Raw genomic sequence first — 17,507 nt, 5'->3', positions numbered from 1 at the left:
TAAAACAATATAAATAAACCATATAAATACACATAAATAAAAAATCAATGACGAAAAGAGATTACCGATGACCAAGATTATTCAAATTGGCGCAAATCATGCTGGCACTGCCTGTGCTAACACCATTTTGAGCTACCCAGGAAACGATCTTACAATCTACGATCAAAATAGCAACATTTCCTTCCTTGGCTGCGGTATGGCTTTGTGGATTGGCAAGCAAATTCAAAGCAGCGATGGTCTGTTCTACCAGAAGCCAGAAGATTTCGTCAAAAAAGGCGCAAAAGTAAATCTGGAAAGCAAAGTTCTAGACATTGATTATGCAAAGAAAGAAGTTACTGTAGAGCTTAAAGACGGCACTGTTATTCACGATTCTTACGATAAACTCGTTCTCGCTACTGGCAGCCTTCCAAACAAGCCACGCATTAAAGGCATTGACTTGGAAAACGTGCAAATGGTAAAGCTTTTCCAGAACGCGCAAACTGTTATTGCAAAGCTTCAAGAGCGCGATTTCAATAATGTTGTTGTTCTTGGCGGCGGCTACATTGGCGTGGAACTTGCGGAAGCGTTTAAGCGTTTGAACAAAAACGTGACTCTTATTGACATGGAAGACCATATTCTTAACGGCTACTTTGACCCAGAGTTTTCCGATAATTTGAAGAAAATTATGGAAGATAAGGGCATTAAGTTTGAGCTTGGCCAAGCTGTTGAAGAGATTGTTGGAGATACTGAAGTCAAGGCTGTTAAAACAAGCAAGGGCACTTACGAAGCCGACATGGTGATTTGCGCTATTGGATTCCACCCAAATGTTGCTCTTGGAAAAGATCATTTGAAGCAATACGAAAATGGCGCTTTCCTAGTTGACAAGAAGCAGCAAACTTCCGACCCAGACGTGTACGCTATTGGCGATTGCGCTACAATCTACGACAACGCTCGAAGCCGCGTAAACTACATTGCGCTCGCTACTAATGCCGTTCGAAGCGGCTTGATTGCAGGCCACAACGTTTGCGGAACTCCTGTAGAAACTGAGGGCGTGCAAGGCTCTAGCGCAATGATGATTTACGATTACAAGCTTGTTTGCACTGGTTTGAGCTTGACTGCCGCTCAAAAAGAGGGCATGGACGTTGACTACGTTGATTTTGAAGATACACAAAAGCCTGCGTTTATGGAAGTTGAGAATCCAAAAGTTAAGATTCGCATTGTTTACAAGAAGGATTCTAAGGTGATTGTTGGATGCCAATTGGCTTCTAACTACGATATGTCTGCAGCAATCCACCTGTTCTCTCTTGCTATTCAAAAGAAAGTCACGATTAAAGAGCTTGCTTTGTGCGATATCTTCTTTATGCCTCACTTCAACCAGCCATACAATTACATTACGATGGCAGCTTACACGGCTTTGTTGAAGGGCTGATTAATATCTGATTAGACTTTTCTGATTAGCTTAGGCTGAATCGCTTTTTGCTGATTAGCTTATGATTAGCTTAAATCGCGTTTATTAAACCAAGCAATTTGTTCTATAATGGAGCAGTTGCTTGGTTTTTTAATCATCCGCGCACAAATCGCGAACCAAAACGCGCATATTAGCGTAAGACATACAAATTAAAACAAAGGAGTCTAGGATGAAGCAGCTCTCTATTAAGCCGACTATTCATAAATTTGAAAATACGCGCGATTTTGCGCAAGAATTTAAGCTTTGCAAAGACGATTTGGTTATTACAAACAAGTACATTTGGGAGCCTTATTTTGGCAGCTTAAACCTTGATTGCAATGTGATTTTCCAGGAAAACTACGGCAAGGGCGAGCCAAGCGACGAAATGGTTGATGCAATTGTTCGAGATATTCACACTACCCCAAAGCGCGTGATTGGCATTGGCGGCGGCACTGTTTTGGACATTTCTAAAGTTTGCGCGTTAAAGCAAACAAGCCCACTCGAAGACTTGATTGACGGCAAGATTCCTGCGCAAAAAGGCGCGGATCTTATTCTTGTTCCAACTACTTGCGGAACTGGCTCCGAAGTTACCAACGTTGCCGTGTTCTCGCTTACAAAGCGCAACACTAAAAAGGGTTTAGCAAACGATGCTTGCTACGCTACAGACGCGGTTCTTATTCCAGAATTGTTAAAAAGCCTTCCAGATTACGTTTTTGCAACCAGTTCTATTGATGCCCTTACGCATTCTATTGAGTCTGCGCTTTCACCTATTGCAACCGAGCTTACAAAAATGTTTAGTTACAAGGCTTGCGGGCTTATTTTGCAAAGCTATATGCGAGTTGTTAAGGAAGGTAGCAGCGCTAAAAGCCAAGTTGTAAGCGACTTGGTTTCTGCAAGTCTTTACGCTGGCATTGCTTTTGGTAACGCTGGCTGCGGTTGCGTGCACGCTATGGCTTATCCACTTGGCGGCACTTTCCACGTGGCTCATGGCGAAACAAATGCTGCTCTTCTTACAAGCGTTTTGCGCTACTATGCTAAGCATGATGCAGAAAACAGTACTAGCGCCGAAAACACTGAGCTTTCTAAGCTTTTTGACTTTATGGCAAATATTCTTGAATGCCAAAAGGTAGATGTATTAGATAAGCTTGACGAAGTTCTTAACACAATTTTGACTAAGCACAAGCTTCACGAGTATGGCATGAGCGAAGATATGATTCGCGACTGGGCTTCAAGCGTTGTTAAAGAGCAGCAGCGACTTTTGAAGAATTCGTACATGCATATGAGCGAAGATGCCATTGCCGAAGTTTACGCATCTACTTTCTAATATATAGTTAACAGTGAGATTTTCAATTATTAACGAAAATTTCTCATCTTCTTAAAGGTAGACCCTACAAATCTTGTAGGGTCTATTTTTATTCTCACAGCTTGCTTACTTCGTTAGATTTCCGTCCGTTAGATTTCCGTCCATTCGTTAGAATGCTGTTCGTTAGATTGCCGCAGGAGTTTCATACGAATTATCGAAGAACATGCGCTCCAGCTTTACTGCACGCGCAAAATATTCTCGAGCAATATCAGCATCCTTAGGACCAATACGATCCAACTCATCACGCAAGAACCCTACAAACTTGTGGAATCCTTCATAATCATGCAGGTCGATCCACTGGTAATGAACCTTGCGTTCAGGACGCTTACCTTCAGCGTTTGATGCCCACGTAAGATATATCCATTCCGTAACGTTTAACACGGCTAGCACGGCAGCATAATGTCCACTGTGAGCCGCGTCTAAAAACATCTTTTTAAATTCGCGAGTTGCTTCAGTGTCTGGAATTTTATTGCGGAAAGATTCAGGAGTATTAAATTCGTTAAATGCATCCACAAAATACGTATTCTCATCTCCCGCTACCTCACCAATATATTTCGAAAACACGAGACGAGAATCAAGTGTGTCTGCTGTCGTAACTGCAGCACCAAGCAAAGCCAAGAAACTATCTAAAAATCGGTAGTCTTGAATTAAATATCCAGCTAATACAGCATCAGGAATAGTGCCCTCAACTAACTCGTTAACAAAACGATGATGAATAGCAGCATCCCATGTTTCGATATTCTCATTTTTTAATTCGTCGGTAAATCGTGCAGTCATTGACACGTCCTTTCCCTCTGTAACTCATATAAGCACTTAGGTAGCTTAATATAATTGCGCATAGTTGCGTTAGCCATACCAGTTACGTCATATACGATTCACATATAGTCGTATAGTTATGCAAAACCGAGCACTGCGCGTACACCTAGCTGAACAACTACGCTAGTATGAACAATATCATAAGTAGTCATACTTAACTTGGGTACAAATTTTAGCAGCACTCGGTTGCAATTTTTATATTATGGCAACTTCAGTAACTTCAGCAATCACAGTAATTACTCCCTACTCATTGTCGTATTCTCATGCATCCAATGTAATTACAGGATGCAAATCAAACATTTTTACAGTACGCTTCATGCGGAAGGCAATGCTTGTTATAGCAATCGCAATAACGCCGAAAAGCACAAGCATTCCAACGCCAGAGACTATTTCACCACTGTTCTTTCCAGACATTGCTTGACGCAACCCCATAATCGAGTACGTCATTGGCAAATATGGGTGAACAGCTCTAAAGAACGATGGCGTCATTTGTACTGGGAACGTTCCTGCAGAGCTTGTGATTTGCAACATAAGAAGCACAATAGCAACTATTCGCCCTGGCATTCGGAACACCACCATAATCATTTGCATTATTGCCATAAAGACTATTGACGCTATAATCCCCAGCGCGTAGAATGCACCAACATTATCGATTTGGAACTTCAACGCTCCTTGAACAACGCCCATAAGAATAATCGCTTGCACTACGCCCATAATCACAAACGGCGTCAAGCTAACAAGCGCGCTTTTAAGCGGATTCATGCCGTTTAGTATCGCTCGCCTATCCATAACTCTCAAAACGAATGTTGTCATAAGAGCACCAACCCAAAGGGCGATAGAAATAAAGTAAGGTGCAAAACCGGTACCGTAGTTTTCAACGTGCGAATACTCGTGCTCCTCCAAGGAAACTGGTGCGCTCATCATCTTACTTTTTTGCTTAATATTGTTGATTTTGCTAGAGTTTTGTGCGCTTTTAAGACCTTCATGTAACTTTTTAGCTCCATCAGCAAGCTTTGGAGTATTTTCAGAAAGCTTTTGAACTCCAGAATTCAATTGACTTGATCCATCAACTATTTTTGCAGACCCAAGCGCAGCAGAATTAATACCATTATTGAGCTTTTCACTTCCGTTGCTTACAGCGCTAAGACCTTCCGCCAGCTTATTTGCTCCAGCGGAAAGCTGCGATGAGCCACCTCGAACGCTTGATATTCCTTTAGAAACGGCGTCAACTCCAGCTTTTATCTTCAAGCTACCAGAAGAAAGTGCTCCAGCACCTTGGCTCAACGCCGAAAGATTCGTCTCTAAGAGCTTAGAATTTTCGCTTAATCCTCCTGCAAGACCTTGCAATTTTTCTAACACAAGCTCTTTTGTTACAAGCGGATTTTGCGCTTCAACAAGCAATTGAGCAAGCTGATTTTTTGTAGCCTCGTTTCCAGCCTTAACATGCTGTTCAAGCTGCGCACTAGAATCTGAAAGCTTTTGAGCACCATTATATAGTTCGTCTGTAGCGTTATATAACGTTTGCGCTCCACTATTTAGCTGATTTGCGCCATTTGCCAAATCGTTAGTTTTTTGAGCTAAGAATTGCGCTCCATCTTTGCTTTGCGCATTTGCATTTTTAAGCGATTGCGCTCCCTTTTGAAGTTCGCTTAATCCGTTTTGTAGTTTTTGCAAAGACTGAGTAAGCTTAATCGATCCATAAGCAAGCTTATCTACTCCGCCATTAAGCGATTGCATTCCAGCGCTTAAATCGCCAGAACCACTCACTGCTGAATTAAGAGAATCAGAAGCAGAATTTACTTTTTCAAACATATGCTCCCAATATTCTTGAACAATCGCCTCACTAATTTCGCTTCTCATAGTGCGGAAAGCAGTTTTACCGATTTGTGAAGCCAGCATATTGCTTGCTTGATCGTATTTTACGTGAAGCTTTGCTTTAGTAGGAGTATCGTATTGCGCAGAAGCAATGCACTTACTAAAAGACGATGGAATAGTTGCTACCATAAAATAATCGCCATTTTTAAGGCCTTTATTTGCTTTAGCGCTATCTACAAAGTTCCACTGGAATCCTTCACTTCCATCTTTTTGATTCTTTAAACGATTCTTGATTTCATCGCCAACATTGCGCATTTTGCCGTTTATCATCGCACCGTCATCTTCCACAACAAAAGCGACTGGAACGGTGTCTAGCGTTTTGTAAGGATTTGTAAACGCCCACAAGTAAAGCGATCCGTATAAAAGTGGAATCAAAGCTACGGTTCCAATAACAAGCTTTCTAGCTTTTCCTTTCATCGTATTGTTAATCTCACGAAATGCAAGAGCAATAGTATTAACGTGCATTGTTTTCACCACCATTTGCTTCACTTGTAGCAAGTTGAGAATCAGTATGAGAATTTTCTGTTTTCTCATTATTTGGCATAAGTCTTAAGACTTGATCCGCTTGCTTTTCTAACTCACTTTGCAAAACTCCAACAAGGCAGGAGCAGTAGTTTTTGCTAACATATTCGCGAATGTCTGCAAGTAAGCATTCGCTTTGCTCACTAGTAAGCTCCATCTCAATTCCATCAACAAATAGCAGCCACGGCTTTTTTAGCAAAGCCAACGCAATTGCCAAGCGCATGCGCTCGCACGGAGTCAACTCTCCTATTGCTGTTTTGTGAGGAGAAAATACTTTCCATTGAGTTAGCACGTTGTAAGCGTACTGCTGTAAAGCTTCACGGTTTTTAACATCATTTTTGTATTGCTTCAAAAATAGAGGCGAACGCGCTGCTAGTTTCAGCTCGCTCATAAGAACTTCTTCTATTGTTTGCATTTTGTAGAATTCGTTAATTCCGTTGAATAATCCCAATCCCACATATTTACGCGATTCTTTAAAATCGTTAGGAAGAGTTGCGTCCGCAATAGTAAGAGTTCCGTTCGTAAATTTCATATAACCAGACAATGCAAGCAGCAAAGCTGATTTTCCAGAGCCGTGTTCGCCTGATATTGCAACGATTTGATGAGGCTCTACTTTTAACGATACGTCCCAAAATGGTGTTCTTCTAAATATTTGTAAACCTAATTCTTTCGCTTCTATAAGCGTTTGTTCTTCTTGCATAATTTGCATGATTTGTTTGCTGCAAAATACCGATGGTATACATTTCTAAATGGTATACATTTTTAATGTTGCTATCGAAATTGCTATGCATTCCTCCTTTGTATCTAACTTTTTCAATTTTTCAATTTTTTGATTTTTCAATTTTTTGATTTTTTGATTTTTTGATTTTTTGATTTTTTGATTTTCCTAACTTCAGACTCAATATTTAATTCTGATATCGCCTACAATGATTTTGGCGACTACCTCATATTGCTATGTTGCAACAAAAGGTTATAAATAAAGAGGCCAATTATTGACGTCAATCCCCCGAAAGTACTTTCATTGTACTCTTCAAGGTGAACAAATACTAACTTATTTTTGAACATTTTGTTCATTTGTCTATGTTTTGGTCATAAAAACACGCTATATATAACAAAATCTCACATTTTTGATTTAATCGTGTGACTTCTAATATTATTTCTGGTGAACATTACCTATAAGTTTGTCTAAGTATTTATATAAGTATTTATATGTGTTGTCATATGTTGTCAAGTAGATAATTGTGACCAATCAGAATGAGTATGATAATGTAGCTTTCAACGTTTTGTAGCGAGCGAATCAGAAAAACAGAAGCGAAAATGCTAGCTACAAAAATACCATTAGAGAAAAATAGCAAAATAGCAAAATAGATATAAAGGAAGCGAGAGGTAGCGAGAATGAGCAAAACTGACAACACGGCAAATCAGAATTCACGCGCAAATCAAAATACTGCGTCGAATCAGCAATCGCCTGCGAATCAGCAATCATCCAAACTACATCCCGACGTAAAAAATTACGTAAAACTATTTTTCAAAGAAAACAAGCTTGTAGCTTTTCTTTCGATGATAGTTTTTATTGCCTTGTCTATGATTTACACTGCTATTTCTTGGATTTTGCAAATTATTTTCGATTATATGGCTGGTAAAGGAGCTTTTTCTTTAGCTACTATTTTGCTGCTTGTAGTTTCCTTTATGCTGGCAATCTCCCTGATTTTCGCGTTAAAGCGCAGCGCGTATCCTCGCTTTCTTGAAAAAGCAATGAATCAGTATAAAGAGTCTGTTATTAAAAAGCTGTTAAAAAAGAGTTATAGCGATTTTTCGCTTGCAAATTCTGGAACATATCTTTCTGTGCTCACTAATGATTGTGAGCGTATTCAAGAAAAGTATTTGAAGAAGATTTTTGACTTTGTTCAAGACGTTCTTATGCTTGTAAGCTCGCTAGCTCTTATGATTTACTATAGTCCGTTGCTCACTGTTATTGCTCTTATTATTTCTGTGCTTCCAATGGCGTGCTCGATTCTTACAGCTAGCGGAATTGCCACTCGCGAGGAGCAGGTTTCTAAATCGAATGAGTCTTATACGGCCCTGACGAAGGATGTTTTGAACGGAGTTTCGGTTATTAAGAGTTTTAAGGCGGAGCAGGAGGTTATTAACCGTTATCAGAATCAGTCGATGGAGCTTGAGCATACAAAGAATCTTCGCGAAAAAACGATGACTACTGTTTCTGCTCTTGGCACAATTTCCAGCCTTGCAACTCAGCTTGGCGTAATGCTTGTTGGCGCTTGGATGGTTAACGCTCATGTTGGTGTTATTACTGCTGGAATGGTTTTAGCTTTCACTAATTTGATGAATGGCGTACTTCAGCCTATTGCAAGTCTTCCACAAATGCTTGGCGAGATGAAGGGTGCTAAGAAGCTTATTAGTAAGATGGCTGATTACATGAGTAACGCTAAAGAGGATTCTGGCGAGATTATTGACGATCCGATTAAAAGTGTTGTTTTGCGAGATGTTTCATACGCTTATGATGCGGATCGTAAAGTCTTGAAAAACGTAAATCTAACTTTGCAAGCTGGAAAATCTTACGCGATAGTAGGGCCTTCTGGTGCTGGTAAGAGTAGTTTGATTAATCTGCTTATGGGCTACTACAAGGATTATAAGGGTAGCGTGCAGCTGAATAATCACGAACTTAGCAATGTGAGCAAGAGTTCACTTTATGATAAGACGACTCTTATGCAGCAGTCTGTGTTTATGTTTGATGCTTCGATTTTAGATAATATTACGCTTTTCAAGCCGTTCCCGGATGCGGAAGTGAATCGCGTGATTCACTTGGCTGGTTTGGATGATTTGATTGCCGCTAAAGGCAATGATTATCAGTGTGGCGAGAACGGTAGTCATCTTTCAGGCGGCGAAAAGCAGCGTATTGCTATTGCGCGAAGCTTGCTTAAAAAGTCCGAGATTCTGCTGGTTGACGAGGCAACGAGCGCGCTAGATAACGAGACGAGCGTTAACGTAACGCAGTCTATTTTGGATTTACAAGGAATTCTTCGACTTGTTGTAACTCACCGCTTGGATGCCAATTCTCTTAAGCAATATGATGAAATTCTTGTGATGAAAAGCGGCGAACTTATTGAGCGCGGAAGCTTTGAGGATCTTATGAATCAGAAGGCTTACTTCTACTCGCTTTACACTGTGTCTATGTAATACTGTTACGCTGGTTTTGGATTGGCTTGCGCTGTACAATTTAGCGCAATAAATTCTGAAGCAGCGCTAGTAACCATTAGGTGCAATTTTGCGGTGATTGGGTACTAGAGATAACAACACAGCTGAGCCTACTCTTAAATGCTATTGCTAACAAACTATTGTGAACGAATCTGCATTAATGTATTAATGTATTTAACTTTTAAAGAGTGATTTATAAAAGCGTAATCTAAGTTTTACTTTACGAATAAAACTTTACGTAAGTCTTTATGATATTGTCTTTAATTATTAAAATTTAAAAATTATAAAAATTGAAAAACATATTATTACAAACATCAAAATGAAGATAACTTTAAAAAGAGGTGAAAGAGTATGCAAATTTTAAACATTCTATGCAACCCAGTAATTGTATCGGTTGTAGTGTTATGCGCGTTAAGTCTCGCTAAACTCAATGTTTTACTCGCAATGATTGTTGCGTGCGTTGCAGGCGGCATTGCCGGCCATCTCCCTCTTTTTGGAGATGGAAGCCATACTATTATGGCGCTGCTTTGCGATGGATTTTCCACAAACGCGCAAACTGCGCTCGCCTACATTCTTCTTGGTACTTTTGCAGAAGCCATTACAGCAACTGGTCTAGCTCAAATCATTTCTAAAAAAATCAGTAAACTTATTGGCGCAAACAAATTTATTCTTCTTGCAGTTCTAACGATTATTGCATGCATGTCTCAAAATATTGTGCCAGTTCATATTGCTTATATTCCTATTCTTATTCCACCAATTCTTTCCATTATGAACAAGCTTAAGCTAGATCGCCGTGCTGCCGCTTGCTGTACTGCGTTCGGCCTAGAAGTTCCATACATTGCTATTCCATTTGGCTTTGGCTTAATTTTCCAAACAGTTATTGCAACTAATCTTTCTAAAAACGGCATGAAAGTTAGCGTTTCAGACGTTAGCGCTGTGAATTGGTATTTAGGTGCTGCAATGCTTGCAGCTTTACTGTTTGCAGTTTTTGTTCTATACCGCAAGCCTCGCGAATATAAAACAACCGAAGCAGATACTCGCGCTGCGGACGCTGTTGTTGGCCCGCTTACTAAAGCACACTACGTAACCATTCTTGCGATTATTGTTGTTGTAGTAGTGCAAGTTATTAGTAAGGATCTTTCGCTTTCTTCTCTTGCAGGTCTTGCAACCATGATTATTTTTGGCGCAATAAAGTGGAAAGACATCGACAAGCAGCTTATGGGCGGCGTTAAGCTTATGGGTCTTATTGCATTTATTATGCTAATTGCTGGAGGCTACGCTAACGTGATTCAAGCTACAGGCGGAGTTAATGAGCTTGTACACCTTGGCGTTGCTTTTATGGGTCAAAACAAGCTAATCGCTGCATTCGTTATTACGATTATTGGCTTGCTTGTTACTATGGGCATCGGCACCTCGTTTGGCACGGTTCCTATTCTTGCAGTTTTGTTCGTACCGCTTTGCCAAAGCATTGGTTTTAGCACTCCTGCAACAATTCTTCTTATGTCTTCCGCTGCAGCTCTTGGAGACGCAGGTTCTCCTGCTTCCGATACAACGCTTGGTCCTACTTCTGGCTTAAATGCAGATGGTCAGCACAGCCACATTTGGGATACTTGTGTTCCAACATTCCTTATTTTTAACATTCCACTTATGGCTGCAGGCATTGTAATATCGCAGTTTATTTAGCATTTAGCTGAAAGTCACCAACAATATACATCTAATAAACGCTGGTGAAGATTTTTGCCATTTGCGGCTATTTTCTTCACTACCCCAAATTGTAAAAAACAGGCAAAGTTTGATACACGTCGAGCCCATTAATTAGCTCTGTAAACGCGTACAAAAATCAAATGCGCAACACTGCTTCAATACAAAGCTCAAGCGCATACGCTTTAGAATCCCCACCCCAATTGCGCTCATCGTAATTTTCAACATCATGCAAAGTATCTGCAGTATAAAGAATCTCACCCCAAACAATCTCACGCATTTGCGCACACGCAGCTAAAGCAGAACACTCCATCTCCACAACCGCGCAGCCCTCCTGCTTACGACTAGCAACTTTCGTCTTAGTTTCACGGAAAAACCCATCCGTAGTCCACGTTTTAACTTCATGATAAGGCAAATTATGCGCCTGCAAGGTTTGCAAAATAGCATGCCTCGAGCGCTCTGAAACGTCAACATAACGACTTGGAGGCAAATAATGATAAGAAGTTCCCTCATCTCTTAAAGCTTTATACGGAACCAGAAAAACGTTTTCCGCATAATCAACTAGCGATCCGCAAGAACCAGCACTAATAACTTCCCTAACGCCGTAAGAAATCAACCAATCTAAGATCTGAACAGCGGCAGGAGCGCCAACTGGAGCCTGTACTAAGCAGATTTTTTGCGTTTTTTCTTCTATTTCGCTGTTTGTATTTTCTCTTACTGTATCTCCTACTTTTTCTTCCAAAACATATATCGGATATACTTTAGTTGCAGATTCAAAATTTGCTACAATCGTAGCTTTCCTACTTAAAGCATACTGATCGATTTCATCGCCTAAGAAAGCAAAAACCGCTTTAGATGGAAGCTGGACGGAAATATTATCGTGATTTGGCATTAAAACTGCGCTTTTATCGGAATCATACTCTAAAATCGGCAAATCATATTCTGCCATACAATCAGCTCCTTAATACAATCAGCTCCATCCTACAAGCAACTCAATCCTATATACAAACACACGCATTAGTACGTAAAGATCATAAAAATAGCCAATCGCTACAAATCTGCAACGATTGGCCACTTAAGATATGTTATCTAGCTAAACATGCTATCAATATTCTTCTTATTGCTTAGATCATCTTCATCAAGAAAATCCATCTGCTTTATTCCACTTAATCTTGCAATAAGCGAAATTGGGAATGTAACAATATTTTGATTAAGCGCACTGATGTTACTATTTACTATTCTTTTTGCTGCAGCCAATTGCTCGTTTTCGTCATTTACTTCTTCTTGCAAATTCAAAAATTGTTCTGAAGACTTTAATTCTGGGTAAGCTTCTGCCAAAGCATAAATCTTCCCTATTGCATGATTCTGATTTTTCATTGCTTCGCTAGAATCCGCAGAGTTTAATCCTTCTCTTAAACTCACCAAATCAACTAATGTTGTTTTTTCGTATTTTGCAAACGATTGCGCAACTTTAAGCATTTGGCAAATCGTGTCGTACCTTTTAGCGAGCGCAATGTCAACATTTTTTTGCGACTCTTCTATAATCACTTTATATTTTCTTAGTCTATTTAACGTGCCAATAAACCAGCCAATAGCCACTACAAGCACTGCCGCAATGACTATTAAAATAATCTCATAATCCATAATGTCTCCTTTATTTTTAGCTCTTTCTAGTCCTAATTGTCTATAATTTTACAATTCGCTAGTATTTTCCACTTTTGCAATTCACGAGTATTGCAATTTTCTAGCTTCTAATTTTGCAATTTTTCTTTAATTACGTTGATTACTTCATAATACTCAGCCAAAACATCCCTAAATCTTGCATATTCTCTTGTTAAAGATAGGTTTTCTATTCCAGATTTTCCAGGATTTCCTAATATATACCGACCAGAGTCAAAAGATGCAATAATATGCTCGCTATCTATATATATGCAAACTCTCATTCGTTTTTGCAAATTATTCAATACTTCTATAAAACTTGGATCCAACACAAGCTTTGTATAAAAATCGTCTGTAGAAAAGATTGAATACGAGTTGTTAAACTCAATGGATTCTGTTTGAACTTCACTCTCCCCTTTTGTTTTTTTGCCATAGTATCCATTTAGTTTTTGCCCCATAAAGGTCTTTCCAGTAACGGGAACAATTCTAATATGACCATTTATATTGGTTTTTGCGTTTATTAATAAGACTTGACCAATAAAATCAGTTTTTTTGACAGTTTTTCCACTTTCAGTTCTAGAAAAGTGCATTGCTTGCATATTTGAAAATTCAGTTTTAGATTCATCGCCAAAAATTATGTGTTTGTTTGAATAATACCTACTAGATATTGGCAGAAGATTATTAAAAATGCTATTGTCAATTCCTTCGGAATTTTCTAATACAGTTCCAGGCAGAATCGCATTCAAAATCGGCGTTAAAACATTATCCGCGTATAGCGAGCTTACATCAACCTTATTTGTTACAAAAAACTTGCCAGCAAAGCAAACAACAAAGGCAACTATTATGAGTAAAGGATATTTATAAGTAGAGTAATCAAGTGAAGGCAGATAATTGCCAACAGCACCAATAATCAGGACTACTGGTATTAATGGAATCAAACGCATTGGGTCAAAAGCGTTGTTTTTTACGCCTTCTTTTAACTCATTTAATTTCCCTTGCATTTGGGGAGATTTTTCTAATTTATTAAGTCTTTCTAAAACTTCGGAATCTGTAAACACGCTACTATGCTTTACATTCATCGTCATCTCCCTCTTATAATCGCCAATATTTTTATAACAATATTTTTATAACAACATTTTTGCAAAAGGCATAAAAGGCTCTTATATTTTTTATCATAAATAACCATTATTTGGAATAGTAAGATTTGTGATAGTTGAATTTGAAATAGTGAAATAATAACCACTTTGATTTTGAGCCACTTTGATTTTGCTAGCAAAGTATCTTAAATGTGATTATTTTCAATAAAGATTTAATACAAAACAAATAGTAAAGAACAAAATAACACAGAATAAACAATATAACAATTTATAACACATTAATTTTCAACTACTTTAATAACATTTGGCAAAGCGTATAATGAACTTGAATTTATTCCTTAACTGATAGGAAATTCCAAAATGGTACAGAAACTAAAAAATATTTGGAGCGTTAAATTAACTACTGCTTCACTCGTACTAATACCAGCTGCAATCGGCATAAATTATGTTGCAAAACTATTTGCAAGCATGCTAAAACTACCACTTTGGCTTGGCACACTAGGCACTTGCATTTCAGCTTGCTTAGCAGGACCAGTTGTAGGCGGAATTGCAGGATTTTTAACTAATATTGTTTACGGCTTAACGATTGATCCAATTTCTACAGTCTATAGCATTACAGCTGCAGCAATTGGCGTAAGCGTTGGAATCGCTGCACGACTAAAGTACATGAACAAAGGCCTACACATTTTTATAACAAGTCTTATTGTTGCAGCAATCGCAATAATCATCTCTACACCTCTAAACATGATTTATTGGGGTGGAACCACTGGAAACGTTTGGGGTGACGCTGTTTTTGCAGCAATGGGTTCCAAAGGCTTCTTTGCATCATTCGTAGATGAGCTTGTTGTAGATATACCAGATAAGATTGTTGTTTTGTTCCTTGCAGCTGGAATCTATAAAGTTCTTCCTAAGAGTTTAATAGCCATCTATCAATCCGATGACGAAGATCTTGATAAATAAACGTTTATCTCAAGCAAATAAATCGCATAAACGTTAAGTTCTACAAGTTTTTATAAGCGCAATAAGACGAGATACTATGAAAAGCATCAGCCTATTTGAAGATAAGAATTCGTTTCTAAACGGATTATCTGCAAAAACCAAGCTTGCATACGTAATATGCGCTACAAGCACGCCGAGTTTGCTTGGAGGCTATACTTCTTTCGCTATCTTTATTATTTTGAGCCTAATATTACTTGCAACATCAAGGGTCCTAGCAAAAATAAAAATCGTAATACAAGTTACTGGTTTTATTATTGTAACTATTTTTATAGTTCAAACTTTCTTTAGATCGGGAAACTACACGATTTTATTCAAACTAGGACCTTTGATTGCTCGCAAAGAAGGTTTTGAAGTAGCAATGAAGATTGTGCTAAATATATTAAATATTTCGTTTGCATTTTGTGTTTTAACACTTACAACTAAACCTTCCAATATGATGCAAGAGATGATACAAGCTGGTTTACCACCTAAAATAGGCTATGTTTTTGTCTCGCTATTTCAAATCATTCCTCAAATAACACAGCAAACTTCGACTATTGTTGACGCTCAAAGAAGCAGAGGATTACAAACAAAAGGTTCCCTAATAACTCGTTTCAAAGCTTTTTTGCCTTTAATATCCCCGATTATAATGTCTTCGTTTATGAGTTCTAAAGAAAGAACTATAGCTTTAGAAGTTCGCGGATTTTCGTGCAATAATCAAAAAACATTCATAAAACCATTTAAGCCAAGTAAATACAATACGCTATTTTTATGCGCTTGTTTAATCGTAATAATCGCATCTATTATTTATGCGTTACTTAATAATTTAGGATATGTAGCATGGCAGCTATTCATATAGAGCACTTAAAATATCGCTATCCTTATAGTAAAACTCTTGCGCTAGATGACATTTCTTGCGATATTCATAAAGGCGAATTTATTGGAATAATAGGTGCTAATGGAGCTGGAAAATCAACATTATCTCAAGCTATTTTAGGTCTTGTTCCTAATCTTTACCACGGAGCGTACGGCGGAAAAGTCGAAGTAGACGGTCTTAACGCAAAAACTACTCCAATAGACAGTCTTTGCAAAAAAGTTGGATTGGTTTTTCAAAATCCTTTTAATCAAATTACAGGCTCGAAGCTTACTGTGTACGAAGAAATTGCGTTTGGGCTTGAAAATCTTGGAATTGAGCAAAACGAGATGCAAAATCGCGTAGAGAAAATCATGGAGATGCTTAACATTGCTCATCTTAAAGATTGCTCTCCATACGATTTATCTGGCGGCCAAATGCAACGCATGTCTATTGCCGCTATTCTAGTTATGCAACCAGAAGTAATAATTTTAGACGAGCCAACTTCGCAGCTTGATCCTAAAGGTTCCGAAGAGGTTTTTAAAGCAGTAGAATCCTTAAAAAATCAGGGCCAAACTATTATTATGGTTGAGCACAAAATGGAAAAAATCGCGCAATACAGCGACCGCGTAATGCTTTTAAGCGAAGGAAAACTCATTGATTTTGATACTCCGCAAAAAATCTTTTCTCGCGAAGACTTGGAAGAATATGGCGTAAATTCTCCTGTTTATACTCAAATTTGCAAAAAACTTTCGTTAAAAAACAATAATGGCTTGTATCCAATAACTCTTGAGCAAACGTCACGAATTTTACGCTCGCACGAAGGGAATCGCTTATAATGACTCCTACTATTGAAATACGAAATGTGTCTTTTTCTCATACTCCAACATCACAAATATTCAACAATCTAAATTTGTCTTTTGCTCCTGGAGCATGCGCTATTGTTGGTCAAAATGGCACTGGAAAAACAACTTTACTTAAAATCCTTAGAGGTCTTCTTACGCCAAAATCTGGAAGCGTTTTATTAAATGGTAAAGATATTGCAGAATGTACTGTTCCCTCTCTTGCTAAAGATATTGGATTTGTATTCCAGAATCCAGATGACCAGATTTTTGAATCAACTGTTATACGCGAAGTAATGTTTGGACTTTTAAAAATTGGAATTGATAAGAGTCAAGCATTGATTCAAGCAAAAGAAAGTCTAAAACTTGTAGGACTTTTAGATAAAAGCGAGGTAAATCCTTACGATTTAAGTCTTTGTGAAAGGAAAATGGTTTCTATTGCGTCGATTCTAGCAATGGATACGCAAGTCGTTATTTTAGATGAGCCTACGATTGCTCAGGACAATTGCGGCAAAAATTGTATTGAATCAATTATTAAACACCTTGTTTTGCAAGGAAAAACTGTTATAGCTGTTCTTCACGATATGAATTTTGTGGCTAGAGTATTTAATCGAGTTGTTGTGCTTTCCAATGGCAAGGTTCTTTTTGACGGCACTGCGCGCGACGCATTTATGCAAGATAACATACTTTCTAGCGCACAACTAGATAAGCCAGATGTTGTTAAGCTGTGTGAAAAAATGGGCTATAAAAACGCATTCCTATCTGTTGAAGAATTTGTGAACGACTATTACGAACAATAAAACTACCGACTATCAAATGAAGCAGCAAAGAAAGCAAATGCACAAATCGCGTAGTTTCTTAAAATTAGCATTTGTTAATAAACATTAGTATCAGCAAACACAAATCAAGTTTGACAAACACAAATCCATTCGCTATAGTCTTCACCTATCACCATTTCGACTAGTAAAGGAGTGCACATGTATCATGCAAATATGATGACAAATTGTTGTTGTAACGTATGCTGTTGCGCATTTCTTAATCGAAATGATGTTTGCAAGCACTAAGTATGCATAACATCTAGCCTGTGTTAAAAGCATTTACGTTAAAACACAGCAAATTACGATTCAAGAAACAGCGCGCTGTTTCTTTTTTTTATGCC

14 protein-coding genes are annotated in these 17,507 nt (G+C 38.3%); 8 read left to right on the top strand and 6 right to left on the bottom strand.

The window, feature by feature from the left end; all coding sequences use genetic code 11:
* The first annotated feature begins 67 nt into the window (after positions 1–67).
* Together nox and NYP67_RS03385 are read left to right on the top strand one after the other, a co-directional pair.
* Positions 68–1,408, top strand: coding sequence for a H2O-forming NADH oxidase (gene nox, locus NYP67_RS03390; RefSeq protein ID WP_473411176.1), 1,341 nt, complete (start codon positions 68–70; stop codon positions 1,406–1,408).
* Positions 1,409–1,616: 208 nt separating this feature from the next.
* Positions 1,617–2,750 carry a 4-hydroxybutyrate dehydrogenase gene (locus tag NYP67_RS03385; RefSeq protein ID WP_004132241.1) on the top strand — a complete coding sequence of 378 codons (1,134 nt, stop codon included), beginning with the start codon at positions 1,617–1,619 and terminating at the stop codon, positions 2,748–2,750.
* A gap of 162 nt (positions 2,751–2,912) precedes the next feature.
* On the opposite strand, the gene NYP67_RS03380 is transcribed toward NYP67_RS03385, so the two are convergent.
* From NYP67_RS03380 to NYP67_RS03370, 3 genes are all read right to left on the bottom strand, one after another.
* Complete coding sequence (locus NYP67_RS03380; protein WP_020758031.1) at positions 2,913–3,566, bottom strand: TenA family protein; 654 nt, start codon at positions 3,564–3,566, stop codon at positions 2,913–2,915.
* A 300-nt stretch (positions 3,567–3,866) separates the two neighbouring features.
* The gene (locus tag NYP67_RS03375; RefSeq protein ID WP_004130169.1) at positions 3,867–5,945 is read right to left on the bottom strand and encodes a YhgE/Pip domain-containing protein; all 2,079 of its coding nucleotides are present in this window, start codon (positions 5,943–5,945) and stop codon (positions 3,867–3,869) included.
* Positions 5,935–6,702: an ATP-binding cassette domain-containing protein gene (locus NYP67_RS03370; RefSeq protein ID WP_032819532.1), complete on the bottom strand. Its 768-nt coding sequence runs from the start codon at positions 6,700–6,702 to the stop codon at positions 5,935–5,937. The genes NYP67_RS03375 and NYP67_RS03370 overlap by 11 nt, the downstream gene beginning before the upstream one ends.
* A gap of 695 nt (positions 6,703–7,397) precedes the next feature.
* Between NYP67_RS03370 and NYP67_RS03365 the strand changes: the two genes are divergently transcribed.
* Both NYP67_RS03365 and NYP67_RS03360 read left to right on the top strand, forming a co-directional pair.
* Complete coding sequence (locus NYP67_RS03365; protein WP_004130173.1) at positions 7,398–9,200, top strand: ABC transporter ATP-binding protein; 1,803 nt, start codon at positions 7,398–7,400, stop codon at positions 9,198–9,200.
* Positions 9,201–9,569: 369 nt separating this feature from the next.
* Positions 9,570–10,901: a Na+/H+ antiporter family protein gene (locus NYP67_RS03360; RefSeq protein ID WP_016636140.1), complete on the top strand. Its 1,332-nt coding sequence runs from the start codon at positions 9,570–9,572 to the stop codon at positions 10,899–10,901.
* Positions 10,902–11,058: 157 nt separating this feature from the next.
* Here NYP67_RS03360 and NYP67_RS03355 read toward each other — a convergent pair whose 3' ends face one another.
* The 3 genes from NYP67_RS03355 to NYP67_RS03345 form a co-directional block, all read right to left on the bottom strand.
* Entirely contained in the window at positions 11,059–11,868 is an 810-nt protein-coding gene (locus tag NYP67_RS03355) for a nucleoside phosphorylase (protein WP_004130177.1), read from the bottom strand.
* A gap of 140 nt (positions 11,869–12,008) precedes the next feature.
* Positions 12,009–12,563, bottom strand: a complete 555-nt coding sequence (locus NYP67_RS03350; protein WP_060785529.1) for a LemA family protein — start codon at positions 12,561–12,563, stop codon at positions 12,009–12,011.
* Between the two features lie 107 nt (positions 12,564–12,670).
* Positions 12,671–13,657, bottom strand: a complete 987-nt coding sequence (locus NYP67_RS03345; protein ID WP_180963216.1) for a DUF3137 domain-containing protein — start codon at positions 13,655–13,657, stop codon at positions 12,671–12,673.
* Positions 13,658–14,035: 378 nt separating this feature from the next.
* Here NYP67_RS03345 and NYP67_RS03340 point away from each other — a divergent pair, with 378 nt between their 5' ends.
* From NYP67_RS03340 to NYP67_RS03325, 4 genes are all read left to right on the top strand, one after another.
* A complete protein-coding gene (locus tag NYP67_RS03340) occupies positions 14,036–14,635 on the top strand; it encodes a sensor histidine kinase (protein WP_004130184.1) in 600 nt (199 codons plus the stop codon).
* A 76-nt stretch (positions 14,636–14,711) separates the two neighbouring features.
* The gene (locus NYP67_RS03335; RefSeq protein ID WP_016840073.1) at positions 14,712–15,512 is read left to right on the top strand and encodes an energy-coupling factor transporter transmembrane component T family protein; all 801 of its coding nucleotides are present in this window, start codon (positions 14,712–14,714) and stop codon (positions 15,510–15,512) included.
* On the top strand, positions 15,494–16,345 hold the full coding sequence (locus NYP67_RS03330) for an energy-coupling factor ABC transporter ATP-binding protein (protein WP_004130187.1): 852 nt from the start codon (positions 15,494–15,496) through the stop codon (positions 16,343–16,345). The genes NYP67_RS03335 and NYP67_RS03330 overlap by 19 nt, the downstream gene beginning before the upstream one ends.
* A complete protein-coding gene (locus NYP67_RS03325; protein WP_115793856.1) occupies positions 16,345–17,148 on the top strand; it encodes an energy-coupling factor ABC transporter ATP-binding protein in 804 nt (267 codons plus the stop codon). The genes NYP67_RS03330 and NYP67_RS03325 overlap by 1 nt, the downstream gene beginning before the upstream one ends.
* Positions 17,149–17,507: the final 359 nt, after the last annotated feature.

The organism is Gardnerella sp. c23Ub_4 (assembly GCF_055804115.1).
Note: the sequence above shows the minus strand (reverse complement) of the source record. Positions and strands in the feature narration are given on the sequence as shown.